Source organism: Pseudomonas sp. 10C3, from assembly GCF_036346185.1.
Lineage (GTDB): Bacteria > Pseudomonadota > Gammaproteobacteria > Pseudomonadales > Pseudomonadaceae > Aquipseudomonas.
The window spans coordinates 78,926-104,459 of the sequence record NZ_JASJVE010000002.1 but is presented as its reverse complement, the minus strand read 5'-3'; the positions used below and the strand labels follow the sequence as shown (position 1 = coordinate 104,459).

At 54.2% G+C, this 25,534-nt stretch carries 23 protein-coding genes and 1 pseudogene; 17 read left to right on the top strand and 7 right to left on the bottom strand.

Going from position 1 to position 25,534, the window contains the following annotated elements:
* Positions 1–297: 297 nt before the first annotated feature.
* The 4 genes and pseudogenes from QN399_RS02305 to QN399_RS02290 all read right to left on the bottom strand — a co-directional run bounded on the left by QN399_RS02305 (position 298) and on the right by QN399_RS02290 (position 5,251).
* A complete protein-coding gene (locus QN399_RS02305) occupies positions 298–1,170 on the bottom strand; it encodes a hypothetical protein (RefSeq protein WP_330200503.1) in 873 nt (290 codons plus the stop codon).
* Entirely contained in the window at positions 1,170–2,846 is a 1,677-nt protein-coding gene (locus QN399_RS02300) for an AAA family ATPase (RefSeq protein ID WP_330200502.1), read from the bottom strand. The genes QN399_RS02305 and QN399_RS02300 overlap by 1 nt, the downstream gene beginning before the upstream one ends.
* Before the next feature lie 485 nt (positions 2,847–3,331).
* Positions 3,332–4,135, bottom strand: a complete 804-nt coding sequence (locus tag QN399_RS02295; protein WP_322179805.1) for a hypothetical protein — start codon at positions 4,133–4,135, stop codon at positions 3,332–3,334.
* A 116-nt stretch (positions 4,136–4,251) separates the two neighbouring features.
* Positions 4,252–5,251, bottom strand: a pseudogene (locus tag QN399_RS02290) (alpha/beta hydrolase).
* Between the two features lie 152 nt (positions 5,252–5,403).
* Here QN399_RS02290 and aroC point away from each other — a divergent pair.
* The 6 genes from aroC to QN399_RS02260 all read left to right on the top strand — a co-directional run bounded on the left by aroC (position 5,404) and on the right by QN399_RS02260 (position 10,562).
* Complete coding sequence (gene aroC, locus QN399_RS02285) at positions 5,404–6,495, top strand: chorismate synthase (RefSeq protein ID WP_330200501.1); 1,092 nt, start codon at positions 5,404–5,406, stop codon at positions 6,493–6,495.
* A 37-nt stretch (positions 6,496–6,532) separates the two neighbouring features.
* On the top strand, positions 6,533–7,696 hold the full coding sequence (locus QN399_RS02280; protein WP_330200500.1) for an MFS transporter: 1,164 nt from the start codon (positions 6,533–6,535) through the stop codon (positions 7,694–7,696).
* On the top strand, positions 7,693–8,307 hold the full coding sequence (locus QN399_RS02275; protein ID WP_322179801.1) for a methylthioribulose 1-phosphate dehydratase: 615 nt from the start codon (positions 7,693–7,695) through the stop codon (positions 8,305–8,307). Before QN399_RS02280 ends, QN399_RS02275 begins: the two co-directional genes overlap by 4 nt.
* 12 nt (positions 8,308–8,319) lie before the next feature.
* Complete coding sequence (locus tag QN399_RS02270) at positions 8,320–8,865, top strand: acireductone dioxygenase (protein WP_322215628.1); 546 nt, start codon at positions 8,320–8,322, stop codon at positions 8,863–8,865.
* 15 nt (positions 8,866–8,880) lie between these two features.
* Positions 8,881–9,564, top strand: a complete 684-nt coding sequence (gene mtnC / locus QN399_RS02265; protein ID WP_322215631.1) for an acireductone synthase — start codon at positions 8,881–8,883, stop codon at positions 9,562–9,564.
* Between the two features lie 275 nt (positions 9,565–9,839).
* On the top strand, positions 9,840–10,562 hold the full coding sequence (locus tag QN399_RS02260) for a helix-turn-helix transcriptional regulator (RefSeq protein WP_322179795.1): 723 nt from the start codon (positions 9,840–9,842) through the stop codon (positions 10,560–10,562).
* 1 nt (position 10,563) lies between these two features.
* On the opposite strand, the gene QN399_RS02255 is transcribed toward QN399_RS02260, so the two are convergent.
* Positions 10,564–11,496 carry a hypothetical protein gene (locus QN399_RS02255; protein ID WP_322215634.1) on the bottom strand — a complete coding sequence of 311 codons (933 nt, stop codon included), beginning with the start codon at positions 11,494–11,496 and terminating at the stop codon, positions 10,564–10,566.
* Between the two features lie 384 nt (positions 11,497–11,880).
* Positions 11,881–12,159, bottom strand: coding sequence for a DUF3509 domain-containing protein (locus QN399_RS02250; protein ID WP_322179791.1), 279 nt, complete (start codon positions 12,157–12,159; stop codon positions 11,881–11,883).
* A gap of 434 nt (positions 12,160–12,593) precedes the next feature.
* Between QN399_RS02250 and QN399_RS02245 the strand changes: the two genes are divergently transcribed.
* From QN399_RS02245 to QN399_RS02195, 11 genes are all read left to right on the top strand, one after another.
* Positions 12,594–14,426: a long-chain-acyl-CoA synthetase gene (locus QN399_RS02245; RefSeq protein WP_323565637.1), complete on the top strand. Its 1,833-nt coding sequence runs from the start codon at positions 12,594–12,596 to the stop codon at positions 14,424–14,426.
* Positions 14,427–14,526: 100 nt separating this feature from the next.
* On the top strand, positions 14,527–15,063 hold the full coding sequence (locus tag QN399_RS02240; RefSeq protein WP_322179787.1) for an ankyrin repeat domain-containing protein: 537 nt from the start codon (positions 14,527–14,529) through the stop codon (positions 15,061–15,063).
* A gap of 146 nt (positions 15,064–15,209) precedes the next feature.
* Positions 15,210–15,740 (top strand): hypothetical protein, encoded by a 531-nt coding sequence (locus QN399_RS02235; RefSeq protein WP_330200499.1) that lies wholly within the window; start codon positions 15,210–15,212, stop codon positions 15,738–15,740.
* Positions 15,741–15,850: 110 nt separating this feature from the next.
* Positions 15,851–16,042, top strand: coding sequence for a PLDc N-terminal domain-containing protein (locus tag QN399_RS02230; protein ID WP_219060598.1), 192 nt, complete (start codon positions 15,851–15,853; stop codon positions 16,040–16,042).
* A 211-nt stretch (positions 16,043–16,253) separates the two neighbouring features.
* The gene (gene speE / locus QN399_RS02225) at positions 16,254–17,114 is read left to right on the top strand and encodes a polyamine aminopropyltransferase (RefSeq protein ID WP_322179783.1); all 861 of its coding nucleotides are present in this window, start codon (positions 16,254–16,256) and stop codon (positions 17,112–17,114) included.
* 370 nt (positions 17,115–17,484) lie between these two features.
* Positions 17,485–19,572, top strand: coding sequence for an LTA synthase family protein (locus QN399_RS02220; protein ID WP_322215646.1), 2,088 nt, complete (start codon positions 17,485–17,487; stop codon positions 19,570–19,572).
* A 139-nt stretch (positions 19,573–19,711) separates the two neighbouring features.
* Positions 19,712–19,948 carry a hypothetical protein gene (locus QN399_RS02215; RefSeq protein ID WP_322215649.1) on the top strand — a complete coding sequence of 79 codons (237 nt, stop codon included), beginning with the start codon at positions 19,712–19,714 and terminating at the stop codon, positions 19,946–19,948.
* A 250-nt stretch (positions 19,949–20,198) separates the two neighbouring features.
* Complete coding sequence (locus tag QN399_RS02210; RefSeq protein WP_219060602.1) at positions 20,199–20,537, top strand: ribonuclease E inhibitor RraB; 339 nt, start codon at positions 20,199–20,201, stop codon at positions 20,535–20,537.
* A gap of 330 nt (positions 20,538–20,867) precedes the next feature.
* Positions 20,868–22,277, top strand: coding sequence for a circularly permuted type 2 ATP-grasp protein (locus QN399_RS02205; protein ID WP_322179777.1), 1,410 nt, complete (start codon positions 20,868–20,870; stop codon positions 22,275–22,277).
* Between the two features lie 12 nt (positions 22,278–22,289).
* Positions 22,290–23,249: an alpha-E domain-containing protein gene (locus QN399_RS02200; RefSeq protein WP_322215653.1), complete on the top strand. Its 960-nt coding sequence runs from the start codon at positions 22,290–22,292 to the stop codon at positions 23,247–23,249.
* Positions 23,246–24,043 (top strand): transglutaminase family protein, encoded by a 798-nt coding sequence (locus QN399_RS02195; protein ID WP_322179773.1) that lies wholly within the window; start codon positions 23,246–23,248, stop codon positions 24,041–24,043. The genes QN399_RS02200 and QN399_RS02195 overlap by 4 nt, the downstream gene beginning before the upstream one ends.
* 60 nt (positions 24,044–24,103) lie before the next feature.
* On the opposite strand, the gene QN399_RS02190 is transcribed toward QN399_RS02195, so the two are convergent.
* Positions 24,104–24,937, bottom strand: a complete 834-nt coding sequence (locus tag QN399_RS02190) for a cytochrome c (protein WP_322215656.1) — start codon at positions 24,935–24,937, stop codon at positions 24,104–24,106.
* Positions 24,938–25,534 lie beyond the last annotated feature (597 nt).

Here is a 25,534-nt window from a genome sequence, read left to right as displayed (position 1 = left end):
GGAACCGAGTGATCAAACTGCTATCCATTACCAGCCATAAATCCAGATACAGCAGCGACTTCTACCCAACCTTTGCCATTGACGGCATGGCTCTGGAGATTTGGCTGCCCAAGCAGAATCCGGATGCTGAGTTCCACCTCGTAGGTGCACACTCTGGTTTGTATAATAATATAATAAGCTTTAGTTAAAATGCTTCGACCCGAAAATACAACAGCAACACAACATCAATACAGCCATCGCCTAATGCATGGCCAGGAAAAACTGTTTATGCGCGCTACCCGCAGGCTCAGGTTGCTTCTACAAAACGATCTCCACACACTCAGCCAGATCGATAACAGCAGTAGGCGTGGGAGCCGAAAGAGAATTGAAAAATTGAATCGCCGAGGGACTGTCGATTATGGCTTGGCAAAATGCTGCTTTCCATTCTTTGGGCCGATCCCCTTCTGTGACCCGCTCCCTAATCCGCTGCACCATCGCACTTTGGATATTTATACCTTTAACCGAAACTATCCGTTTCCAGTGATCAAATTCCGAACGTAAAAAAATTTGCATCCGAGCATGGATCTCTATTTTTTTTAGATGCTGCCTCACTCTTGTCAAATCATTCCCGCTCAGCCCTCCAGCCCAAAACTTAACTGTAAATTTTGGGGAATTAGTTTCATTACAAATCTCTATAACTACACCAAATCGCACCTTAGATAAAAGATCTGAATATATTGGGTGTATAAAAATTGCAGACAGTGTCTCATCACAATAGTAACGTTTCCCTTTAATCGGAGCACACCCAATGCACTGGGGAACCAAATTATTTGGATAGATCGAATATTCTGGCCATTTATGTTTGGGAATAAAATGATCAAGAGTATTGGGCTTGTAGGGACTGCCACAAGAAGGACAGGCCCTAAGACCATGATTATTACGCCTATCACGAATAACTTTTTTCAAGTTTGCAGGTGCATCCTCATAATACTCTACAAGCAAGTCCTTTTGTGCTATGTAGTTACTAGGTGGCGGCACTGACGCAAAGTCCTCTATGAGCGACTGATACCCTTCATAAGAATTATTAAGATCATCGTAAAGATCTATTAGATCAGAAACATTTTCTTTATCTGAAGTCTGCGCAATGATTTGCCAATCCGCCGAAATGGCTAAGCGCTCTAAGTAATCCATTACTCGTCCTCAAAGATTATGTTAGCTTCTTTGAGTTCAAATTGGGATGCTATATAGCCTAACGCCTCATCACCTAAGTGCTCTCCCAGCGCCTTTATCGCCTCATCCACATCCTTAAAATTTTCTATTTCTTTATCAAGAGATCTCTGGAAAGGTTTTGGCGTTTGATAATCATCAAAAGCAGCACCAAGAATTAAGTCAAGAGACTCCCCATATGTTTCAAAAATAGGAGATGTCACCACAGTCCCCACTGGTGAAGAATGCAGTATTTGAATACCATCCTGTGAAACCTCTCGGGCTAAGATGGCTGAATGAGTTGCAACAATTGCATATGAGGACGTTTCCTGCATAAGACTTTTCAACATTGAGATCAAACCTACCTCCAAGCTCGGATGCAAATATAACTCCGGCTCATCGAGGATCACCAGGCTTTCATCCTCAATTTCAGCAGCCAAGGCGGGAATCATGTAAGAATATATGATCTGACCTGAACTCAGCGGCATTTCTTTTTCATCCTTTAAAAAGAAAATTCCAGACTTAAAGTCTATAGTTTTTTCAATTTCCTCGACCGAAACACCATATCTATCTTCAACCTTTATAAATTCGCCGTCTTTGGAGCGCAATGCGAGCGTATCGAATTTCACTGACATCTTGAGTGTAGCTATCAGCAAGTTTAATCGATGCTGGTCACTCCACCAATTATTTTGATCGTGGCTCATGATTTTTAAGACTGAACGAGCGCTATGCTCTTTCGGCCAATCCAAATTAAATTTATCTGACTCGTTTCGAAAGCCTATATACGAATATTTATTCACCTTTAGCAATCTTTTCTTTTGAGCTGGCGGAAGCTGCCTAGACCTCAAGCCCTCTGGGGTTTGCTTTTTTAACAACGCCTCGGAAATCTCATTGTCCGTATAGAATTTTTCAAATGGCGAGTATGCAACAACGACTAGCTTATGAAAGTAAGGCCACTTCTCCTTACCCTCAATTATGCCTGTGACAAGCTCCGTGACATGTTTCAGTATATGACTCTTACCAACACCGTTCGCACCAATTATCAAATTTAAATTGTTGCTACCTACTGTCCTGCTGTTATCAAAATTAAACTCTATAGTCTCAAACGACCCCGGGAGCGTATCAATACTTATGCTAATTTTTTCTTCTGGAGAGTAGTTTCCTAGCGCGATAGAGAACCCCTTTTTTATCCGCGCCTCAGCGGGCTGACCATCCCTTAGCAACGTGGACTCAAAGCCTGCCCAAACTCGGTAAGCATCATAATTTCCATAGAAATAACCAGCATCACAGATACCCAACAGATAGGTTTCTGCCTCCTCGGAAGAAAATGAATTCCTAACCTTCTGGTAGTGTTCGACACTAGTTCCAAGTGACACTATTCGCTCAGGATCTAGCAGAGAACTAATCTTGTAAGATTTAGTTTCAGGAATCAAAGCTCCGCTCGCTACAAAAAAGGTCGACGTATCATGAATGCTATTAGCTAGAACCTTAATTTCGCCTAGAGCGAGAAGCTTCTGATCTTTAATCAGAAGAACTTGAAACGTCACTATAAATCCGAAGTCATCCCACGGCGCCTTATGTTTATTCCATATATTATCTTGAACAAGATGAATTCCAGGAATATCAGTTACCGCTTTGGTTTTTGAAAAATAAAATTCCATTTTTTCTCAATTGGCAATTTTTATCAAAGTAGTAATGCAGCCGTCCATAGTTTCGTCTACAAAGATAAGCATGTCAACTACTTGCTTTAGGCACATTCAATCGATGCACGTATGGCAAAAACTTTCAGTTATAAATCTGCCTAGCAACCATCTGAATATATTCATTTGGAAATAGGCCGGAACAGCCGTGCCGCGATGGCTAAGCGCAAGTCCATTTAAGCAAGTTAGCATCGCATTAACGTCTACATATGACGCGACGAAAGTCCCAACTGATCATTACACTAATACGAGCGAAGGCGTTGTTTTATAGACGAGTTCATCCGCTTTGGTTGAAACAAAATCTAGAAAGTTAGTGCATGGTCAAGTCCATGCAATTACGCAATCTGGTGCACCACCACCGATAACAACACACAAATCGCAACCTGGTTTTCTGTGTGACAGCGCGGCGTCGAAGACTCGGTGGGGCCTCCTAACGCAAGGGAAACCTAACGGTGCGTAGCGATCCAGATCAGTAGCCCAGCCTGGAATACCGCGAACGCCACCAGGCAAGCGATGGTGAAGCGCAAGCTGCTGTCTTCGCGTTTGAATCGGGTGACGGACTCCTCCTGTTTGCGCAGCTTGACGTCTTGCTCCTGCAAGTTCTGTTCTGCTTGCTGGAGCATATTGCCCGCGTCGAGAATCTCGACCATCTGGACCTTTTCGCTGTTCCAGGTGTTAAGCAGTTCGCTGACGTTTACCGCTTTGACGCTGCCCTTCATGTGCTGGGCGTCGGCGTACGTAATCTCGAAGCCCTGAGTGCGTAGAAAATTATCCCGGCGCAGGCGCGTGTCTTCGTTAAGGGCGTCTTTACTGGCGAGCACATTTTCGTCGATCTGGTAATGCGACCATCTTTTTTGCGCCCAGTGAATGCCCTGAGCCATCAGAAAGCGACCGAGACCACGATTCCACGGTTCTATCTGTAACCCGGCTTCGGGGCTGAAGCGCACCCGATGAGTGGCGTGATCGACCCATACGTCCAGGTGGTTCTGCTCTTTGCGCACACGTTGCGCAGGCAATTGGATATCCATGCGTAACAGGCTGTGTTCTTTATCGTTGCGCTCGGCGCGGCCGAACTGCACGAAGCGCAATGGGCGGCCGCCGGTGGCCCGGTCGGTCGGCAGTGGCGCCAGGCGCAGCATTTTAAAATGTTCCGGTTGAACGTCCGCCCACGGCAAGCTCGCAGGATCCGGCGCAACGGCTGCGTTTTCGGCTTCAACTTCAGCGTCGGGTGTGGCTTGAGTGTCGGTCATATCAGCAGTCCTGTGGCCCAGGCACCAAGCAGCAAACTCAGTGCCAGCCATCCGCTATCGGCCGTTTTTTTCAGGACTGAAGGCCATTGGCCGGTTTGTGGACAGGCCAGCGCGCATTACGCGGCGGGCAATGCGCCAATAAAACGCAGGATTCGCGTTGAAAGCTCACTGGCGAGCGGTAACTGCGGGTCTTTGTAGGACGCTAGCTGGCGTCCAATGTCATTGGGGACAATACGCAAGACATGGTTCATGCCGTCGATCAGAGCCAGCTCCGCGTCGGGTTTGGCCGCATGGAGAAGCTCGGCATCACCCACCCCCACCTGAATGTCGTTACGACCTTGAATGATCAGCGCCGGAACCTGCAGTTTTCCGAAGGCGGCGGCCGGGTCCTGGCGGAGCAGCGAAATCAAATACGGCTGCACGCTCGGGCGGAATACCACATCGAGAGCGGGTGGCACGTTGTCATCGGTGTGGCCTGCCTTAAGCGAGTCGATCAGCTGTTCGCTACGTTGCAGCAAGGGTGGGGGCAATCGGTATTGCAATTGTTCGCGCAACACTTGATCCACCGGGCGCCCGGTGCCTGCGACGGAAATCACTGCCGCAGCTCCAGCTTGCTCTGCGGCGAGGGCGGCGACCAGGGCGCCTTCGCTATGCCCCAGGAGAATCAAGCGTCCCAGGCGTGGGTCAGTCTTGAGCATTTTTCCCCAGGCCGCTGCGTCGGCGACATAGGCTTCGATGCTCAGGTTGCGCTCATCGGGCGTGGCCGCTTTGCTCGCGGCGACGCCCCGCTTGTCGTAGCGCACGCTGGCGATATTGTGTTTGGCGAGGACTCTCGCCAGAAGCTTCATGCTGTCGTTACGACCGCCGTCGGTGTTGTTGCCATCACGGTCGGTGGGGCCGGATCCAGCGATGATTAATACCACGGGGACAGGGGCGTCGGATCTGGGCAGCAATAAGGTGCCAAACAGCTCGCCGGTTCCCGTATCGAGGCTGATGGGACGTTGCAATACGCTGGGTGTGGCTGCGTGGGCAAGGCCTGTCAGCAGGGGCAGGGTTACGGTAATAGCACGAATTAAAGTGGTGACTCGTAACATCGGTAGGCCATCATCTGTTCAAGTGCCGATTGGACGCGTCAACGCGGATAAGGTTCGGCAATACGCTTGAAGGATGAACTACTCAGGCAGCCTGCGTATACTGGCGTGCTTGCGGTTTTTGATTGATAAACAGACCGTTTGATTGTTTTAGCTTATTTTCGCGGAGCGTCCTGCATGTCCGGCAATACCTACGGCAAGCTGTTCACTGTTACCACTGCTGGCGAAAGCCACGGCCCGGCACTGGTCGCTATCGTTGACGGCTGCCCGCCAGGGCTTGAGCTCTCGCTGGAAGACTTGCAGTTCGATCTGGATCGCCGCAAGCCCGGCACGAGCCGCCACACCACGCAGCGCCAGGAGGCCGATGAAGTCGAAATCCTCTCTGGTGTGTTCGAAGGAAAGACCACGGGTTGCCCTATCGGCCTGTTGATCCGCAATACGGATCAGAAGTCCAAGGACTACTCGGCAATTCACGACCTGTTTCGCCCGGCGCACGCCGATTACACCTACCACCACAAGTACGGCGTGCGCGATTACCGCGGCGGTGGTCGCAGCTCGGCCCGTGAAACGGCGATGCGCGTGGCGGCGGGTGCCATCGCCAAGAAATACCTGGCCAGCCAGGGCATTCGGATTCGCGGCTACATGAGCCAGTTGGGCCCGATTGAAATTCCGTTCAAGACCTGGGAGTCGGTGGATCAGAACGCATTTTTCTGCCCGGACCCGGACAAAGTGCCGGAGCTTGAGACCTACATGGACCAGTTGCGTCGGGATCAGGATTCGGTCGGCGCCAAAATTACTGTGGTTGCCGAAGGCGTTAAGCCTGGGTTGGGCGAGCCGATTTTCGACCGTTTGGACGCGGAACTGGCCCACGCGATGATGAGTATCAATGCGGTCAAGGGCGTGGAGATTGGCGCCGGTTTCGCCAGCGTCGCCCAGCGCGGCACCGAGCATCGCGACGAAATGACGCCGCAGGGTTTCCTGTCGAACAACTCTGGCGGCATTCTGGGTGGGATTTCGTCGGGGCAGCCAATCGTCGTCCATCTGGCGCTTAAACCGACCTCAAGCATTACCACGCCAGGACTTTCGATTGATGCCCATGGCAACCCGGTCGACGTCATTACCAAAGGTCGTCACGACCCCTGCGTCGGTATCCGCGCCACGCCTATCGCTGAGGCCATGATGGCCATCGTGTTGATGGATCATTTCCTGCGCAATCGCGGGCAGAACGCCGATGTGCAGGTGTCGACGCCTGTTCTGGGTCAACTGTAATGCTCGATAACGGTGATGCAGCCACGGCGGTTTAGCCATGGTTTCACTTCCCGAAGGTCAGATCCCTTACTGGCGATTGTCCAGTTTCTATCTGTTCTACTTCGCTTTGCTGGGTTCGACAGCGCCGTTTCTGGCGCTGTACTTCGATCACCTGGGGTTTTCCAGCGCACGCATCGGTGAACTGGTAGCCATCCCCATGCTGATGCGCTGCATCGCCCCCAATATCTGGGGTTGGCTGGGAGATTACACCGGGCGCCGCCTGGCGATTGTGCGCTTTGGGGCGATCTGTACGCTGCTGACGTTTTCCTTGATCCTGTTCGACAAGAGCTACGCCTGGCTGGCAATGGTCATGGCGTTGCATGCGTTCTTTTGGCATGCCGTATTGCCGCAGTTCGAAGTCATCACCTTGGCCCATTTGCAGGGGCAGACCGCCCGCTACAGCCAGGTCCGGCTGTGGGGCTCTATTGGTTTCATCCTCACGGTGGTGGCGTTGGGTCGGCTGTTCGAGTGGTTCAGCCTGGACGTATACCCGCAGGCGCTACTGTTGATCATGGCCGGTATTGTCGCCAGCAGTTGGTGGGTGCCCAATGCGCAACCCGCACCGTCGACGCACAGGTTGGCCAGTGGCGGCTTTCTTAAACAGCTTGCCAGTCCCGGTGTTCTGGCTTTTTACGCCAGCGTTGCATTGATGCAGTTGAGCCACGGCCCTTATTACACCTTCCTGACCCTGCATCTGGAGCATTTGGGCTACAGTCGCGGCCTCATCGGTCTACTCTGGGCTTTGGGAGTCGTGGCCGAAGTGTTGATGTTTTTGTCGATGAGCCGGATTCTGACGCGGTTTACCCTTCGCCATGTGCTCATGGCGAGTTTTTTACTGGCTGCGTTACGTTGGTTGCTGCTGGGCAATTTCGCCGAACATTTGCCTGTGTTGTTGTTTGCCCAGATCCTGCACGCCGCGACGTTCGGCAGTTTTCACGCGGCGGCTATCCATTTTGTGCAGCGCAGTTTCGGCCCCGGGCAGCAGGGTCAAGGGCAGGCGCTGTATGCCGCGCTCGCCGGCACTGGAGGTGCCTTGGGGGCGTTGTATTCTGGTTATAGCTGGAATGTATTGGGGCCGAACTGGACCTTCAGCATTGCCAGTCTTGCGGCGCTCGCCGCAGCCGTCATGATTGCGACACGAATGAAAGAGGACAGGGCATGACCCGCGAACAACTCGCTCAGGAAATCATCGACGCCGGGTGCTTTTTGTATGGCCGTGGCTGGTCGCCAGCCACCAGCAGTAATTATTCGACACGGTTGTCGGCGACCACCGCGTTACTGACAGTGTCAGGCAAGCATAAAGGTCAGTTGGGCCAGGATGACGTGCTGGTCACCGACCTTTCCGGCAACAGCCTGGAGCCGGGCAAAAAGCCTTCTGCCGAAACCTTGCTGCACACCCAGTTATACCGCTGTAAGCCACAGGTAGGCGCAGTGCTGCACACCCATTCTGTCAATGCGACCGTGTTGTCGCGCCTGACGGCGGGGGATAGGGTGGTGTTCGAAAATTATGAACTGCAGAAAGCATTTGCGGGCGTGGCGACCCATGAATCAAAGGTTATCGTGCCGATTTTTGAAAATGATCAGGACATTGCCCGATTGGCGGCAAAGGTCCAACCTTGGCTCGACGCCCACCCTGATTGCCCCGGCTACCTGATTCGTGGCCACGGTCTTTACACCTGGGGCGCGCGAATGAGCGATGCATTGCGTCAGATCGAAGCGTTTGAATTTTTGTTCGAGTGCGAGCTCAAGACTCGCGCTCTATTGAACCGTTAAGGAAATGCCGTCATGAGTAGCTTGTCCGTTTATCACGTCTCTACGCCTGATTTGCCGAACAAAGTATTGACCCATCTGGAAGACATCGCCTCAACCCTGGCCGAACATGGCGTTGGCTTCGATCGCTGGCAAGCGACGGCACCCGTCACGCCGGGTGCTTCCCAGGAAGAAGTGATTACCGCGTATCAGGTACAGATCGATAAATTGATGACCGAGCGCGGTTACGTCACGGTGGATGTGATCAGCCTCGACCGCGACCATCCGCAGAAAGCCGAACTGCGCGCCAAGTTTCTTGATGAACACCAACATGCCGAAGACGAGGTACGGTTCTTCGTGGCCGGACGTGGTTTGTTCACGCTGCACATCGACGACTATGTATATGCCGTGCTGTGCGAGAAGAATGATCTGATCTCCGTCCCGGCGGGCACTCGTCATTGGTTCGACATGGGGGAACACCCGCATTTCGTGGCGATCAGGTTGTTCAACAACCCGGAAGGCTGGGTGGCAACGTTCACCGGCGAACAGATAGCCAACCATTTTCCACGGCTTGAAGACTAAAGACCCGGAGTTTGCATGCCTATTAAAGCTGTCCTTACCGACATCGAAGGCACCACCAGCGCGGTGAGTTTCGTGTTTGAGGTGTTGTTCCCTTACGCCGCCAGGCATTTGCCGGACTTTATTCGTCAAGAGGCCACTCAGCCTGCGGTGGCCTTGCAGTTGCAAGCGGTGCGCCACGAAATCGACGAACCCCAGGCTGATGTCGAGCGTGTGATCGAAATTTTGCTGGAGTGGATTGCCGAAGACCGTAAGGCCACGCCGCTCAAGGCGCTGCAGGGCATGGTCTGGGAGCAGGGCTATCGAGCTGGCCAGTTGAAAGGCCATGTTTACCCGGATGCGGTCGAGGCGCTCAAGCGCTGGCATCAGGAAGGTTATGAGCTGTATGTCTACTCGTCTGGCTCGATTCAGGCTCAGAAGCTGATTTTTGGCTGCTCTGATGCAGGCGATCTGTCTGCGCTGTTCAGCGGCTATTTCGATACGACGTCCGGGCCCAAGCGCGAGCCGCAGTCGTATCGCAGCATTGCCGCAGCAATAGGTCGTCCGGCAGAGGAGATTCTGTTTTTGTCCGATATCGTCGAAGAACTCGACGCTGCGCAACAAGCGGGCATGCCAACTTGTGGCCTGGTTCGCAATGGCGGCGAGTTGGTTGGACACGCTAATGTCGCCAGTTTTGCGGTGATTGACCTGTCGGCGTTCTAAAACGTTTTGCTTTTCGTCTGCAGGGACTTCGTTGTAAGCCCTCTAACTGCAATTACCCTTGATAGAGGGTGATTGCGGCCGACGATAGGCCATGACTTCCATTATGATCGTGCGAAATGTCTGTAAGGTTTTTCTTATTGCTTTGTAGGAAGTGGCTTGTTGGTAAGTAAGTAAACCCTGTTTATAATTTCCTTTATTTTTAAATGCCTTTTACTGTGCAACTCTCTGTCGGTCGATTCCTGAATACTTTATGTCGGGGGTAAAGGGAGGTGGTCATGGGAAGTGCAGTATCAGTCAACGCCGATTTGACCCAGCTCATTCAACAGATGGTGGTCAGCATTACAGAACTCAATGGCGACAAGGCCATCGAAAATGCCTTGGGTTGGTTAAGATGCCAATGCTGTTGTGAGCGGGCCATGCTGTATCAGTTCAAAGGGACCGTATTGCTGACTTGCATTACCTCTAATGTGGACGGTGTCTGGAGCGACCTCTACCGTCATGGTCGATTGATGATGGATGATCCAGTGATCCGCAGTTATCGCGAGCACTTGGGGTTCATGGACTGGGACAAAGCGTTCGAACGTCATCCACCGACGCCGACCTACAAAGAGGTGGTTCAGGATTACCGACTGATGCCCGGCGCCTCCTACGGCTATTCCAACGAGGCTAGCGTCCAGCAAGGTGTTGTTACCGTGTGTTCACTCAATGCGATGAGCCGTACGCTCAACGATAGAGACAAGTACCTGTTGAGCAATCTTGTCCCTATTCTGCATATGGCCGGCAAAGGCCGAAAACTGCATGCCAAGGCGCTCACCGAAAAAGAACTGGAAGTGCTCAAGTGGGCTCGCGCAGGCAAGACAGCGTGGGAGATCAGCGTTATCCGTGCTATTTCCGAAGCCACGGTGAAGTACCACTTCAAAAGTATTTATTCCAAGTTAGGCGTTTCCAATCGAGCGCAGGCGGTGGGGGAGGCGCTTTGCCAAGGCATTATTAAATGACTCAGCCCAAGGGCGTGGCGACCACACCCGGCATCAGCATGTCGATGTGATAGCCCTGACGGCCGTCCCCCACAGCGATGTGCAGGCCTTCGATACCTTCGTTGAGTTGGGAATTGATGCGGTAGTCGATCTTGTCGGCAATGCTGGCATTGACCCCGAATGCACACTCGGTCAAGTGCAGCCCCCGGGGGCCGGTGGCTTCGGTCAGCAATGCACAGTAGTCGCGAGCGTTGACGGTAAAGGACCTGACCTGACTGTCGACGATGATCGCCGTGGCGCCATGGGCAGCGACAGCCTGGGCCAGGCTGGCCAACGATTCGATCAATCGGGGCGCAATAGACGGATCAGGATAGCCGCGGGCGTAGAGGATGCCGGAGACGTTAAATTCGCCATCAAGGGTGAAGGTCCGGGGTTCATCCGGGTCCATATGGGTGTAATGGACTTCCAGCAACTCAGCCAGCGGGAATATATAAAAGCCCTTGGACGCCTGAATGTCTTCCTCGATCATCGCGTAGGGCGCAGCCTCATTGACGATGCGCAATGTACCGAGTGTGTTGTCCCCGGAAAGGCGCAACACGTGATGCTCATCGAGCAGCGACAGCAGTTGCTCCTGCTTGCGCATGGCCAGACGATAGTCGCAGGAACAGATCAGGTCGAGGGTGTAGATCCCGCTTTTCAGCGATGGGTCGAATGCGTGAGCCTGGGTATACAGCGTTTGCCCTGACTGGCAGTGGGCCGCCAGCTGTTGCAGCGATTCGGTTGCTTCTCTGCTGAACGTGATGCACACACTGTTGGCAGGCAAACAGCTCAGTTCGTTGATCAACAGGGCATTGATTGATTGATGTTGTGCGTGGGCAATCAGTGCGCTGGAGTCTGTCAGTAAACTGATATCGCGTGAGCCAAAAAAATGGTCGAGGTGTTTTAAGTTATTCATTGTTGGGTACTCGGCAGTTAAGAAACACACCATGACGATAACGTCATGGTGTGCCTGACCACGTTAAGCGGTTATACACATCACCACTTGGTCAGCGGGTAAAAGCCGAAGGTGTTCTGTTGAGTGGGTTTGATGCGCTTGAGTGTTTGCGTGTTCATCCGGTTCACCTGTTAGTTGAAATCAGGTACGTCATGTACCTGGCAGGGAAACCTTATGATGAACGCGGCACGAATAAAACTATCCGGTCGGGCAGGTGCGCAGTGTTCAGGAAGGGTATTAACTGTTGCGGTGGGCTTCTATGGGGGTGCACATGCAACAAGGCCGTGGACGCTGAATGCGCGCCTACGGCCTTGTTCGCTAATGCTTATGCCACGTTGGATGAACTCAGCGTGTGTAGTAGGTCGGCAGATCGAAGCGGTGCTGACTCTGCAGCATGGAGAGTGCTGGCAGTTCACTGGCTTGTGCGGCCAGGTCTCGGCGAATCGCGCTGATCACCCACTGCAGTTGCACGGCAGTGTGCAGCTGAGCGTAGGACACCGAACGACGGATCTGCTTGCCTTCGCTGTTGCGCAAACTCAACAACACTCCACCATCGGGACGGGCTTGGGTGGTGACTTCGAACTCGGAAAATACGGATGCAAATTTTTCTTGAATGAAAGTCATATCTAGCGGCTCCATTGCTCACGGGATAACAAGCGTGGAGTGATTAGTGCAGTGTCTGTGCCAGTCTCGGACTTTGTATAATACGTAATAAAATCAACAGCTTAAAAATATCGTGTTTTTCTTGAATCGTGCAAAGTGCATGAATGGCTGTCGAGCATCCTGCATTTTGCCGGGAATACAGGGGCGATGGAGTTTGGCAGAGGCTCTAACGATCAGCGGTTTTATGAGGCGTGCTGAAGCTAGGACAGCGGTCAGGTGGGTTAATCCCATCCTTACGCCAATGCTCTTTAGGTGGGAGATACAAAATTTTTCAAATCCATCGTGTACACCCTTTGAACGGCTGACGTACTTTCTTTGTGGTTGCGGCAGGGACGTCACCGCACCGCTCGCGCCCAAAACAAAAAATAGAATCACGCGGCTACGAAGGGGCAACCATGAGTCATAGCGACATGATCACGTGGGCCATGATGGCCCGTAAGCTTCCTTCTATCGCCAGGGCGCTGCCACGGGTGATCAAGGGCATGAAAATGTCCAATGTCACCAAGGCCGATCAGCCGTGCGGCTTGGGCTGGACTTTTGAACACGCGGTGTTGCGCAACCCGCAGGGCCCGGCACTCCTTTATAAAGACTGCGTATTCACTTACGAGCAGGTCAATCAGTGGGCCAATCGCATCGCCCATCACCTGATCGGTCAAGGCCTCCGCAAGGGGGATGTGGTCGGGATTTTCATCGAGAATCGTCCTGAGCTATTGGTGCATGTGCTGGCCGTGGCAAAAATCGGCGGCGTGTGCGCAATGCTCAACACCTCGCAAACTCAGGGTGTGTTGGTACACAGCCTGAATCTGGTGAAGCCGCTGGCGATTATCGTCGGCGAGGAATTGGTGGCGGTTTACGATGCCGTGCGCACCGAGGTCGCCATCGACGCAGGCAAAACCTTCTTCGTAGCCGATCAGGACACCAGCAGGGATGCAGGGCAGGCCCCGGAGGGTTACATCAATCTGGCGCGGGTCAGCGCTGAAGAATCCCCGGCAAACCCAATAACCACCCAGCGCATCTACTTCAATGATGCGTGCTTTTATATCTACACGTCGGGCACCACTGGTTTGCCCAAGGCGGGTATTTTCAAGCACGGTCGCTGGATGAAAACCCATGGTGGTTTCGGCATGATCGCGCTCGACATGCGGCCTGACGATATTGTTTATTGCACGTTGCCGCTGTATCACGGTACAGGGCTGAACGTGTGCTGGGGCTCAGCGATATGCGGTGCTTCGGGCTTTGCGATCCGACGCAAGTTCAGTGCCAGTCAATTCTGGAGTGATACGCGCACGTTCAAGGCGACCACGATTGGTTATGTCGGCGAACTGTGCCGCTATCTGATGGATCACCCGGAGCAGCATAACGACGCGGACAATCCGGTGCGCAAGATGATCGGCAATGGTCTGCGTCCCGGGGTCTGGGCCGCGTTCAAAAAACGCTTCGCTGTCGACCATGTCTGCGAACTGTACGCTGCCAGCGACGGCAATATCGGCTTCACCAATGTCCTCAACTTCGACAATACCGTTGGCTTTTCCCTTCAGGCCTGGACGTTGGTGGAATACGCCCATGAAAGTGGCTCGCCGATCCGTAACGCTGATGGCTTCATGCAGAGGATCGGGAAGGGAGGACAGGGATTGCTGCTGGCGAAGATCGATGAGAAAGCACCGCTGGATGGCTACACCGAGCCTGAGAAAAACCAGAAAGTGATCCTTTGCGATGTGTTTGAAAAGGGTGATCGGTACTTCGACACAGGGGATCTGCTGCGCGATATCGGTTTTGGCCATGTGCAATTTGTCGACCGGTTGGGCGATACCTATCGCTGGAAGGGCGAAAACGTATCGACCACCGAGGTCGAGAACATCATGCTTCAATACCCTAAAATCTCTGAAGTCGTGGCGTACGGTGTCGAGATCATGAACACCAACGGTCGTGCCGGGATGGCGGCGATTACCCCGGCAGAGTCGCTGGCGACCCTGGACTTCCAGGAGTTGCTGCAGTTCGCGAAAAGTCAGATGCCGTCCTACGCAGTGCCAGTGTTCCTGCGCGTGAAGGTCAAGATGGAAACCACGGGTACGTTCAAGTACCAGAAGACCCGACTGAAGAACGAGGCCTTTGACCCCGGCAAAACCGGGGGTGATCCGGTTTACGCCTGGCTACCGGGTTCAGACACCTATGTGCCGGTAACGCCCGATGTGCTGCGGGATATCCATGCTGGCAAGTTTCGCTATTGAATTTGGCTATGGACCACATACCTTGACCCTGGGCGGGCAGCTCTGGAAACTGGCGGACATACGCTGATTCCAACTGCCTGCGCCGTTCAAGGAGTACACCATGTCAGATCATTCCAAATCGGCTGCCGATGCCACATTAATGACCGATGACGAGGCCCTGGAGTTTGCCGAGCAGGTATTTGATGTTGCACGCAAAGGCGACGCATTGATGCTTGGGCGTCTACTGGAAAAAGGTCTTACCCCCAATTTGCGCAATCACAAGGGCGACACGTTGTTGATGCTTGCCAGCTACCATGGACATCTGGACAGCGTCCGCGTGTTATTGGACTTTAAAGCTGATCCTGAAATACGTAACGACAACGGTCAGAGCCCTATTGCCGGTGCGGCGTTCAAGGGTGACCTGCCTGTGGTCAAACTGCTGGTTGAAAACGGCGCCGACGTCGAAGGCGCCTCTGCGGACGGGCGTACTGCGCTCATGATGGCGGCCATGTTCAACCGCACCGCAATCGTCGATTACCTGCTCTCTAAAGGCGCCAACCCTCATGCGCAGGATGCCAACGGCGTCACCCCATTGGCCGCGGCGCAAACCATGGGCGCGGCGGACACCGCCGAGCAATTGAGCAAGCTCAACGGCTGATCGTTCCGACTTCCTTGTGATCGCGCTGGGGCGGTCGCTCAGGGGTAGCGTTAATCAAGGCCTTACCAATAGAGCCCTGATGGATTTCAAGTTATCCTTCGCGCCTTGTTTTCGCGCCCCCTATTCGCCTATTGTCAGGACAGCCCATGAAGAACCAACTCATAGAATTAATCAGTAAAATCAGTTCGGGTTGCATGGGCGAGGAAGAAATCGCGCACATCGCGGCTGAGGCCGCCCAAGCTTACGCCGATCCCCAGGCGTTTCTCGCGACCAATCCTGACATCAACTACGACGACAGTTTCCCCATCCCGTTGGGCGAATGGGTCGTGGTTGGCAGCTTGCCGGAGACCGTGTTGTTTCAGGCCGACAGTTACATGGACCTGTTTGCACAGATCGTTGAATCCTTCGGTCAGGACGTGACCTTCAACATCAAACCCAAGCAATTGGCCAAAACCGAAGCATTGACCGCTCTCAACCGTATTCAGATTCAACTGAGCAGCATGAACCGGGAGAAGGGCGGTTACGTACTGATGAACCTCAGTCAGCCATTGGACGATGAACTGCAAGCGGTGCTGATCTATGGTCAGGATCAGGATCGGGTGATCGAGTTGGCGGCGGCAGTGGGTATCACGGCAGCGCCTTCACTGGAAGCCCTGCGCATTGCCTTGCATGTTTGATCGGCGCACGACCTTGGTCAGCGGGCACGAAAAATAAGATGCTGGCGAAATGGAACCCTCACTGCGTGCAACTATCCTAATCAGAGAAGTATTCAATTAGGAGCAACACCATGGGTTCTACGTTTAATGGTCTGGTCGGTCTGATCATCCTTGCCCTGGATATCTGGGCAATCCTCAATGTATTGAAAAGCGGCGCCGAAACAGGGATGAAGATCCTGTGGGTATTGCTGATTGTGCTGCTACCGGTTTTGGGCTTGATCATCTGGGCGATTGCCGGACCGCGCGGTAACGTGCGCCTCTGACACGTTTGACCTGACGCTGACGTACCCCTCAAGCGCCTGACTGCTGCAGTCAGGCGCTTTTTGTTTTTCAGGTCCGGGCAGCATGGGCTGATCAATAGAGGTTCGACCTGTCATCGTCCGCGACGTAGAATGCCCGACTTTCTCAGGGGCAGCGCTTTTACTAAAAGCGGCTCACTGTCCGTTGCTATCAGCATCCACCGGGGGTTTACCCATGAGCGATTATCAAGAGACGTTGTATGAAGGTTACGGCCAGCGCTTCCGTATGGAAAAACTGCTGCACGAAGTGCGCACCGAGCATCAACATCTGGTGATCTTCGAGAACCCGCGCATGGGCCGGGTCATGGCGCTCGACGGCGTTATCCAGACCACTGAAGCCGACGAATTCATCTACCACGAGATGCTCACCCACGTACCGATCCTCGCCCACGGCGCAGCCAAGCGCGTGCTGATTATCGGTGGCGGCGATGGCGGTATGCTGCGCGAAGTTGCCAAACATCGCAGCATCGAACACATCACCATGGTTGAAATCGATGGCACCGTGGTCGAGATGTGCAAGCAGTTCTTGCCGAACCACTCGAAAGGCGCTTTTGAAGATTCACGCCTGAATCTGGTGATCGATGACGGCATGCGCTTCGTGGCGACCACCGAAGAAAAATTCGACATCATCATTTCCGACTCCACCGATCCGATTGGCCCGGGCGAAGTGTTGTTCTCCGAAAACTTCTATGAGGCCTGCCGCCGCTGCCTGAACGAAGGCGGTATTCTGGTCACCCAGAACGGCACGCCTTTCATGCAGTTGGCCGAAGTGCAGACCACTGCCGGTCGCCTGCGCAGCCTGTTCCCGGACTGGCACTTTTACCAGGCCGCGATCCCGACTTACATCGGTGGCGCCATGACCTTCGCGTGGGGCGCAACCAATACTGACTACCGCAAACTGCCTTTGGACACGTTACGTCAGCGTTTCGCCGGCAGCGGTATCGTGACGCGTTATTACAATCCTGAAATCCATATCGGTGCCTTTGCGTTGCCGCAGTATGTTTTGCAGGCAGTCAACAAGCCAAGTAACGACTGATTTTTGATGTGGAAAGTCGCCATCATTGGCGGCTTTTTGTTACGTGGAATAGCGATTTAGATCGTCGTATGCAAACTCCCCGACACACAACCTTACATTTAAGTCGCTGCGCGAGACGAAATTTTCACAGCCCATTCCAGAAAATCATGCGCGGTTATTTCGCCCTGTGGCGGCCAAGACCCTTGCTTTAGAGCCACGGGAACCTTTTTTTAGATGCGCTGTCGTTGGCGATTTGGCGCGCATCATTGGTAAACTCCACACACGATCATGAATAAATTGCCCGCCGCGCCAACCTCGCTGTCTCGAACAGCGTAGGGCGCACATGCATTTGAACTTCATTTACCCTGAATCCAACGGATCCTAGAACACCATGGCCACACAGGACGCCCTGAGTCATCAGCACGCCTCGTCGCGCTTGCTGCAACCCACCGTCAAATCGCATCTGGCTTACACGCTGCTGAGCGGCTTGGTCTTGATGGTGATGTATACCCTGCTGCGAGTCGCGCTGCTGGTCTATAACCGCGAAATGATTGGTAGCATCCCTGCGTCGACCTTTTTCGAGGCGATGGTCAATGGCCTGCGTTTCGACTTGCGCCTGACAATTTACCTGCTCATTCCTCTGGTGCTGGCGTTGTTCAGCGCCCGGGCAATGACTGGGCGTGGGTTGTTCCGGTTTTGGTTGACGATTGGCGCCAGCATCACGCTGTTCCTCGGCCTGATGGAGTTGGACTTTTACCGCGAGTTCCATCAACGCTTGAACGGGCTGGTGTTCCAGTACGTCAAGGAAGACCCGAAAACCGTGCTGAGCATGCTCTGGAACGGCTTCCCGGTGGGACGCTATCTGCTGGCCTGGGCGGCGGTTACCTGGGTACTGAGTCTGCTCTTCAAGGGCATCGACCGTCTGACTCGAACCCGTCGGCGGCTTAATGTCAGTTCGAGCAGCAACCGCTCGGTCGCACCGTGGTATCTGCGTATCGGCGTGTTCGTGGCCTGCCTGATGGTTGCCGTCGTCGCCGCTCGTGGCACCCTGCGTCAGGGCCCGCCATTACGTTGGGGGGATGCGTACACCACTGATTCGAACTTCGCCAACCAGTTGGGCCTCAATGGCACCTTATCGTTGATCTCTGCTGCCGAAGCCCTGACGTCCGACCAGCGCGCCAATATCTGGAAGGCCACGCTGCCCCAACCGTTGGCGGAACAAACCGTGCGTGACATGTTGCTGACCGCCAGTGACAAGCTGGTTGATGCCGACACCGCTGCCGTGCGCCGCGATTCCTTGCCACCCGTGGAAAAAACACTGCCGATCCGCAACGTGGTGGTGATCCTGATGGAAAGTTTCGCCGGTCATTCGGTGGGTGCTTTGGGCAGCGATGCCAACATCACGCCTTACTTCGACAAGCTGTCCAAGGAAGGTCTGCTGTTCGACCGCTTCTTCTCCAATGGCACGCATACCCACCAGGGCATGTTCGCCACCATGGCCTGCTTTCCAAACCTGCCAGGTTTTGAATACCTGATGCAAACCCCGGAAGGCAGCCACAAACTGTCCGGCCTGCCGCAGTTGCTAAGTGCCCGCAAATACGACGATGTCTATGTCTACAACGGCGATTTTGCGTGGGACAACCAATCAGGCTTCTTCAGCAACCAGGGCATGACCAACTTCATTGGCCGTAATGATTTTGTCGATCCCGTGTTCTCCGATCCAACGTGGGGTGTGTCCGATCAGGATATGTTCGACAGAGGCGCTCAGGAGCTGAAAGCACGCGAAGGTGGCAAGCCTTTCTATGCGTTGCTGCAAAGCCTGTCCAACCATACGCCGTATGCGTTGCCGGAAAACCTGCCCGTCGAGCGGGTTACCGGGCATGGCACGCTGGATGAGCATTTGACGGCCATGCGTTATGCCGACTGGGCGTTGGGGCAATTCTTCGAGAAGGCGCGCAAAGAGCCTTACTTCAAAGAAACCCTGTTCATCGTCGTCGGGGATCACGGTTTCGGTAACGATCAGCAAGTCTCCGAAATGGACCTTGGTCGCTTTAACGTACCCATGCTGATGATCGGCCCAGGCGTCCAGGAGAAATTCGGTCAGCGCAGCAGTATTGTCGGCACCCAGATTGATATCGTTCCGACCATCATGGGGCGTTTGGGTGGCGAATCGCGTAACCAATGCTGGGGTCGTGACTTGCTGAACCTGCCTGAAGGCGATAAAGGTTTTGGCGTGATCAAACCATCGGGGGGCGAGTTGACCGTCGCCCTGGTGACTGGCGATCGTATTCTGATCGAGCCCAAGGATATGGAACCTCGCGTGTACCAATATGAGCTGGGCGCCAAGCCCCACGCCGAACTGATGCCTCAACAAGCTGATTTACCACAGCTAAGGCTGAAGCTGGAAAGCTTCCTGCAAACCGCAACCAAGAGCCTGATGGAGAATACCGCGGGCGTGGTCGACAGCAAGCCGCGCTAAGCGAGCGGCGTACTAAAAAAGAGACCTTTACCGGTCTCTTTTTTTGTCCGCCCGGCAGCCAAAACAGTGGAACGAATACTGGATTTTCAGGGTCCAGATTAAGTAAGCCGCTTTCTTCGGCTTCGCTGAGGAGACATAGATGAAACAGTGGACCATTACTTATCTTGATAAAGATGGCGTCCGACAAAGCCTAGAGTTTGGCAGCGAGCAGCGTCCTGATATGGAGGCAGCGGCAGACTATCTACGCGAGGTTTTGTACCCTGTGGTTGATAAACTTGATCTGAACGACCTTGACGGCCGGGCACCCGAGCCGACGGTAAAATCCCTGAAGGCACTGCACAGTGTGCAAATTATTTCGGTCACTGAAACTCCTTGAATCATACCTTTGGCCATTGCTTGATCTGCCATTTGGCACGGACGGCCGATAGGGTTACTCTGCAAATGAGGCCGAAGCTGGCTTGCTTTGGCTTCCTCCATGTCGATGCCCTGTCTACCTGATAGATCTGGCCTTGTCAGCTACATGCTTGGCTCCTGGCGACAGACTATCTGTTGCTGAGCGACCACCAATCGGCGGGTCGCGTTGGGAGTGTTGAAACTCTATCTATCGTTGCATAGGAGGACGTTTCATGAGCACAGCCTATCAAGAGGACATCAGCAGTAACGTACTGCGCCGCATGAAAGAGGGCGGTTTTGATTTCGCACGTATTCATCCCATCGAGTTTTATGCCGTTTTCCCGGATGAGGAGCGGGCACGGCAAGCGGCAGGGCAGTTTCGTGGGGAATCCTTGAACGCGCAGGTCAGCGTCCGTGATGACGGGGCATGGCATCTTCAATTGAGCAAAGTGATGTACGCCACTTATGGTGGGATCGATGATTTCGAGCAAGACTTTCAAACGGTGATCACACCGCTGGACGGTGAGGTCGAGGGGTGGGGCGTGACTCAGGAAATCAAGCGTTTTAATTAACGCCCGAGGGTGTCCCCGTTGCAATCCCCTTACCGGCTGACCTTTTGTCAGCCGGTTTTAGTTTGTAGGTTCTAACCGTTAGAGGGATTGTTGGGTGGGTTGTGAAACAAAATTACACCTGTGAAATCAACGCTGACTATGCTGGTAATAGATAGCGTTATTGAAGGACGCGTCGCAATGAGGCGTAGGTGAATAAGTTGGGGCGGTTACTGCACAGGAATGGTGCGGTTGCGTTAGGGGATTTATCCAACTGTTTGATATTAAAGCGTTTATGCCGATGGCACGGGCCTTGCGAAGGCCTTTGGTGTCCGTGGTGACAAGGAGTACGGCATGATCCGCACCTTTTATGATGAAATGTACGACGCTGGCGGTCTGGTCCGTCCGCATTATCGGGAGTTTGCCCGTTGGCTGGGTGAGACGCCGCCGGAGCTTTTGGCTCAGCGCAGACGTGAAGCCGACCTTTTGTTTCATCGTGCCGGGATTACGTTCACGCTGTATGGGGACGACCAGGGCACTGAGCGGTTGATTCCGTTCGATACGATTCCGCGCAGTATTCCGGCCAGCGAATGGCGGATTGTGGAACGCGGCTGTATTCAGCGGGTCAAGGCGTTGAACATGTTTCTCGCCGACCTGTATCACGATCAACGGATTATCAAAGCCGGGATTATTCCCGCCGAACAGGTGTTGGCCAACGAGCAATATCAGTTGGCGATGCAGGGCCTGAATCTGCACCGTGACCTTTATTCGCATATTTCCGGTGTTGACTTGGTGCGTGATGGCGACGGCACCTACTACGTGCTTGAAGACAACCTGCGCACACCCAGCGGCGTCAGTTACATGCTCGAAGATCGCAAGATGATGATGCGCCTGTTCCCGGAGCTGTTCGCCGCTCAGCGCATCGCGCCCATCGATCATTATCCGAACATGCTCCTCGACACCTTGAAAAGCTCCAGCCCCATCGACAATCCGAGCGTTGTAGTCCTGACTCCTGGCCGCTTTAACAGTGCCTTTTTCGAACACGCCTTTCTGGCGCGCGAGATGGGTGTCGAGTTGGTGGAAGGGGCCGATCTGTTCGTGCGTGATGATCGCGTCTTCATGCGCACCACTGACGGGCCTAAAGCCGTCGATGTGATCTACCGGCGTCTGGATGATGCGTTTCTCGATCCGCTGGCGTTTAACCCCGACTCAATGCTCGGCGTCCCGGGCCTGCTTTCGGCCTATCGCTCGGGCAATGTGGTGCTGGCCAATGCCATCGGGACCGGCGTAGCGGACGACAAGTCGATCTATCCCTATGTGACGGACATGATCCGTTTCTATCTGGATGAAGAGCCGATTCTGCAAAATGTGCCGACCTGGCAGTGCCGCAAACCGGAAGAGTTGTCCCACGTGCTGGCGCATCTGCCGGAACTGGTGGTCAAGGAAACCCAAGGTTCGGGTGGTTACGGCATGTTGGTTGGCCCGGCGGCTTCGGCAGCTGAAATCGAAGTGTTCCGTGCCCGCCTGAAAGCCAAGCCCCACGCGTACATCGCACAACCCACTTTATGCCTGTCGACCTGTCCGACTTTTGTCGAGAACGGCATCGCCCCACGCCATATCGACTTGCGCCCATTTGTTCTTTCCGGCCGTGAAACCCGAGTAGTCCCAGGCGGCCTTACCCGAGTAGCCCTGCGTGAAGGCTCTCTCGTGGTGAACTCGTCCCAGGGCGGCGGAACCAAAGACACCTGGGTGGTTGAGGATTAAGGATGCCTGCCAATGCTAAGTAGAACTGCCTCGGATTTATATTGGATGTCGCGTTATCTGGAGCGAGCGGAAAACCTCGCGCGGATGCTCGACGTCAGCTATTCGTTGTCACTGATGCCCCAGGATGGGCGCGGCGATGGTCTGGATGAAATGGCCATGCCGCTGTTGATTACCGGCACGCTGGACGACTATCTGGAGCGCTACGGTGAGTTGCACGCCGAACGCTTGTTGCATTTTTTCGCCCTGGATGCGACCAACCCGGCCAGCATTTACAGCTGCCTGGGTGCCGCTCGGGCCAGTGCTCATGCGGTGCGCGGACGAATCACGGCAGACATGTGGGAAAACATCAACGCCACGTGGCTTGAGATACGCGGCATCGCCGAGCAGGGTTTGAGTCGTTACGGCATGAGCCGTTTTTGTGAGTGGGTCAAAGAGCGTTCGCACCTGTTTCGGGGGGCGACCTATGGCACCATCATGCGTCACGATGCGTTCCGTTTTATCCGTCTGGGGACGTTCATCGAGCGCGCCGATAACACCCTGCGCATGCTCGACGCCCGTTACGAGATGCTCGAAGTGCTCGGGAAAAATACCGAAGCGATCTCTGACAGTTCGGCGCACGGCTACTACCAGTGGAGCGCCTTGTTGCGCGCCTTGTCGTCGTTCGAGGCGTACACCGAGCTGTATCGGGACGCGCCGGGTGCGCGTCAGGTCGCCGAATTGCTGCTGTTGCGTGCCGACATCCCGCGCTCGTTGCGCGCCTGTCTGGAGGAGCTCGATCAGATCCTCGCGAGTCTGCCAGGCGCCAATGGCCGTCCGGCACAGCGCTTGGCCGCCGAATTGGACGCACGTCTGCGCTATACCAGCATCGATGAAATCCTGGGTGAAGGCCTGCATGAATGGCTGAATGAATTCATTCCGTTAGTGGCCCAATTGGGTAACGCTATCCACACTTCATACCTGGAGGCTGCATGAGACTCTCAATTAGCCACGAGACCACTTATCACTACGAAGATCAAGTCCGCGCCAGCATCCAGTATTTGCGTCTGACACCTCACGACAGCGAGCGCCAGCAGGTACTCAGCTGGCAGCTGACCTTGCCGCGCCCGGTGCGTGCGCAGATCGATCCGTTCGGCAATATCCTTCATGTATTGACGCTGGATGAGCCCCACGAAGCGATCATTATCGGTGCCCGTGGCCAGGTTGAAATCGACGAGAAGCGTGAGGCTGAGCATGAAAGCCAGTCAGCGCTGCCATTTCTGCGTTTCACCCGTCTGACTGAAGCCGATGAAGCCATACGTGCCTTTGCGCTCAAACAGTGCCACACGCGCAAAGACCGCAATGCCTTGATCGACTTGATGTACGGTCTGAACCAACACATGACCTACAGCCCTGGTTCGACAGAAGTCGATACCAGCGCTGCTGAAGCGTTTGCTGGCCGTTCAGGCGTGTGCCAGGACCACACCCATGCGTTCCTGGCCTGTGCCCGTAGCCTGGGAGTGCCCGCACGTTATGTATCAGGTTATCTCTATAGCGAAAACAGCGAGCATCTGGCCAGTCATGCCTGGGCGGAAGCCTGGATCGATGACGCCTGGTACAGCTTCGATGTGACCAATCAACTGTCCCGGCCTGAGCGTCACCTCAAGCTGGCAGTGGGTCTGGATTACCTCGACGCCTGCCCGGTACGGGGTATGCGCCGTGGCGGTGGCTGCGAGCAGATGCATGCCAAAGTGTTCGTCTCGCCGATGTTGTTGGTGCAGCAGCAGTAACCATCCTGAGCGCGGTGTGCCAGACACACCGCGTCAGCTTCTTCGCAGGCACGTCAGCGCTTAGAGCGGGGACGCTGCCGTTCTGCGTTGCGCCATGTGCCTGAGATAGCCAATCAGTTGATCCAGCTCACCCTCGGACAGCACCGCTGTAGAGATCGCGGGCATTTTTGCCTGTGGCCATTGACGCAGGCTTTGCGGGTTTCGGATGTAGAGCTTGAGGTAGTCCCCCGCAAAGTACTCAATGGGGCTGTGCGGCTGATTCAGGTCCGGACCCAGTTGCGAGTCACCGGCACCGTTGAGGCGATGGCAGGCCAGGCAGTTTTTCTGAAACAGTGCAAACCCTTGATTGATCGGATCATTGGCAGCCAATGCCCGGTCCGGCAGCATCATTGGGAAACGTTCAGCCACGGACGCTAATATTCGTACTTTACTGACCGCGAAGGGCCATTGTTCGGGGCTGATGTTGCCGGCTTTCGGTTCGGTCCATACCAGATAAAAAGGACCGGGGCTTTGCTGGTTTTCGCCCAGCGTGGGCCACGGAGCTGCCGGGTCTTCGATCGCCAGCCACGCGCGTGCGCCAGTGCTCTCAAGCAAAGGCCCTGCGGGCATCTCGGCGGCAAACCCATCCGTGGCCACGGCCTGGAGATGATCCTTTGCAGTAATGCCCCCAAGCAGCGCCGCCATTGGCACTGCGCGATAGGTCATGGCGCGTTTGTAGGAAACATCTTCGGCGATTTGGATCTGCTGCGCTTGCGGATGCTTAAGCAGCTGTGCGGTGTCCCAAATATGGACCCCGTCGGGTAGCTCGACGCTCAATTGAGCGGCTTGGACGACGCCCACGTGGCTGACAGCAAAGCAGCAGAGCAACGGTATGAACGCTAACCACTGACGCATAAACCCATCTCCATCAATTCAGGCTGGAAGATTGGCACAGATGCGCTTTACTCGACAGCGTATCGAATACCTTGCTTTGGCATGGCAAAGATACGCTCAACCGAACAGACGGGTCATGTTCGGCACAATCAATAAAAGAGTAGTGGCGAACACAATAAGCCCCGCCTGACGAACTTTCGAATGTTTAAACATGGCTGACTGCCTTTTGTTGTTATTCCTGAGCGACTAAAGCTCTCCGATTTCGTAGTACATGAATCGGGCAGCTGGCAAAGGTGATACACGCGAACAGGTGTCCCGGCAGACCCGGCAACTCAGACTGCTACTGTATTTTTTGCGTCCGTCTGTTACAGGGTTAACCTTAGGACCCGCGTCACGTATGGCTTAGATCGATTTCGTATCATTCAAGAGACGATATGAATTGCACGTACTAAGGCTCATCGCCAGCTTCCGAGTACTGCCTTTGCTAGACGCTTTGAAGGCTTGCGATACAGATATGTTAGTCAGCTACCGTTCGTCTGAGCGAGGCGGTCAAGCCTAATGAGCGCTTAGGTCATTGAATCAGCTCGGGTGACGTTTAAGGTGTCGGTACAGGAACCC

What these genes read in the sequence shown, in the direction of transcription:
- QN399_RS02295 (WP_322179805.1), bottom strand. Translation starts at nt 4,135, where the DNA reads ATGACCGACACTCAAGCCACACCCGACGCTGAAGTTGAAGCCGAAAAC.
- QN399_RS02195 (WP_322179773.1), top strand. Translation starts at nt 23,246, where the DNA reads ATGAGACTCTCAATTAGCCACGAGACCACTTATCACTACGAAGATCAA.
- QN399_RS02250 (WP_322179791.1), bottom strand. Translation starts at nt 12,159, where the DNA reads ATGACTTTCATTCAAGAAAAATTTGCATCCGTATTTTCCGAGTTCGAA.
- QN399_RS02240 (WP_322179787.1), top strand. Translation starts at nt 14,527, where the DNA reads ATGTCAGATCATTCCAAATCGGCTGCCGATGCCACATTAATGACCGAT.
- QN399_RS02215 (WP_322215649.1), top strand. Translation starts at nt 19,712, where the DNA reads ATGAAACAGTGGACCATTACTTATCTTGATAAAGATGGCGTCCGACAA.
- QN399_RS02275 (WP_322179801.1), top strand. Translation starts at nt 7,693, where the DNA reads ATGACCCGCGAACAACTCGCTCAGGAAATCATCGACGCCGGGTGCTTT.
- QN399_RS02220 (WP_322215646.1), top strand. Translation starts at nt 17,485, where the DNA reads ATGGCCACACAGGACGCCCTGAGTCATCAGCACGCCTCGTCGCGCTTG.
- aroC (WP_330200501.1), top strand. Translation starts at nt 5,404, where the DNA reads ATGTCCGGCAATACCTACGGCAAGCTGTTCACTGTTACCACTGCTGGC.
- QN399_RS02260 (WP_322179795.1), top strand. Translation starts at nt 9,840, where the DNA reads ATGGGAAGTGCAGTATCAGTCAACGCCGATTTGACCCAGCTCATTCAA.
- QN399_RS02190 (WP_322215656.1), bottom strand. Translation starts at nt 24,937, where the DNA reads ATGCGTCAGTGGTTAGCGTTCATACCGTTGCTCTGCTGCTTTGCTGTC.
- QN399_RS02210 (WP_219060602.1), top strand. Translation starts at nt 20,199, where the DNA reads ATGAGCACAGCCTATCAAGAGGACATCAGCAGTAACGTACTGCGCCGC.
- QN399_RS02205 (WP_322179777.1), top strand. Translation starts at nt 20,868, where the DNA reads ATGATCCGCACCTTTTATGATGAAATGTACGACGCTGGCGGTCTGGTC.
- QN399_RS02200 (WP_322215653.1), top strand. Translation starts at nt 22,290, where the DNA reads ATGCTAAGTAGAACTGCCTCGGATTTATATTGGATGTCGCGTTATCTG.
- mtnC (WP_322215631.1), top strand. Translation starts at nt 8,881, where the DNA reads ATGCCTATTAAAGCTGTCCTTACCGACATCGAAGGCACCACCAGCGCG.
- QN399_RS02255 (WP_322215634.1), bottom strand. Translation starts at nt 11,496, where the DNA reads ATGAATAACTTAAAACACCTCGACCATTTTTTTGGCTCACGCGATATC.
- QN399_RS02270 (WP_322215628.1), top strand. Translation starts at nt 8,320, where the DNA reads ATGAGTAGCTTGTCCGTTTATCACGTCTCTACGCCTGATTTGCCGAAC.
- QN399_RS02245 (WP_323565637.1), top strand. Translation starts at nt 12,594, where the DNA reads ATGAGTCATAGCGACATGATCACGTGGGCCATGATGGCCCGTAAGCTT.
- QN399_RS02280 (WP_330200500.1), top strand. Translation starts at nt 6,533, where the DNA reads ATGGTTTCACTTCCCGAAGGTCAGATCCCTTACTGGCGATTGTCCAGT.
- QN399_RS02230 (WP_219060598.1), top strand. Translation starts at nt 15,851, where the DNA reads ATGGGTTCTACGTTTAATGGTCTGGTCGGTCTGATCATCCTTGCCCTG.
- QN399_RS02305 (WP_330200503.1), bottom strand. Translation starts at nt 1,170, where the DNA reads ATGGATTACTTAGAGCGCTTAGCCATTTCGGCGGATTGGCAAATCATT.
- QN399_RS02300 (WP_330200502.1), bottom strand. Translation starts at nt 2,846, where the DNA reads ATGGAATTTTATTTTTCAAAAACCAAAGCGGTAACTGATATTCCTGGA.
- speE (WP_322179783.1), top strand. Translation starts at nt 16,254, where the DNA reads ATGAGCGATTATCAAGAGACGTTGTATGAAGGTTACGGCCAGCGCTTC.
- QN399_RS02235 (WP_330200499.1), top strand. Translation starts at nt 15,210, where the DNA reads ATGAAGAACCAACTCATAGAATTAATCAGTAAAATCAGTTCGGGTTGC.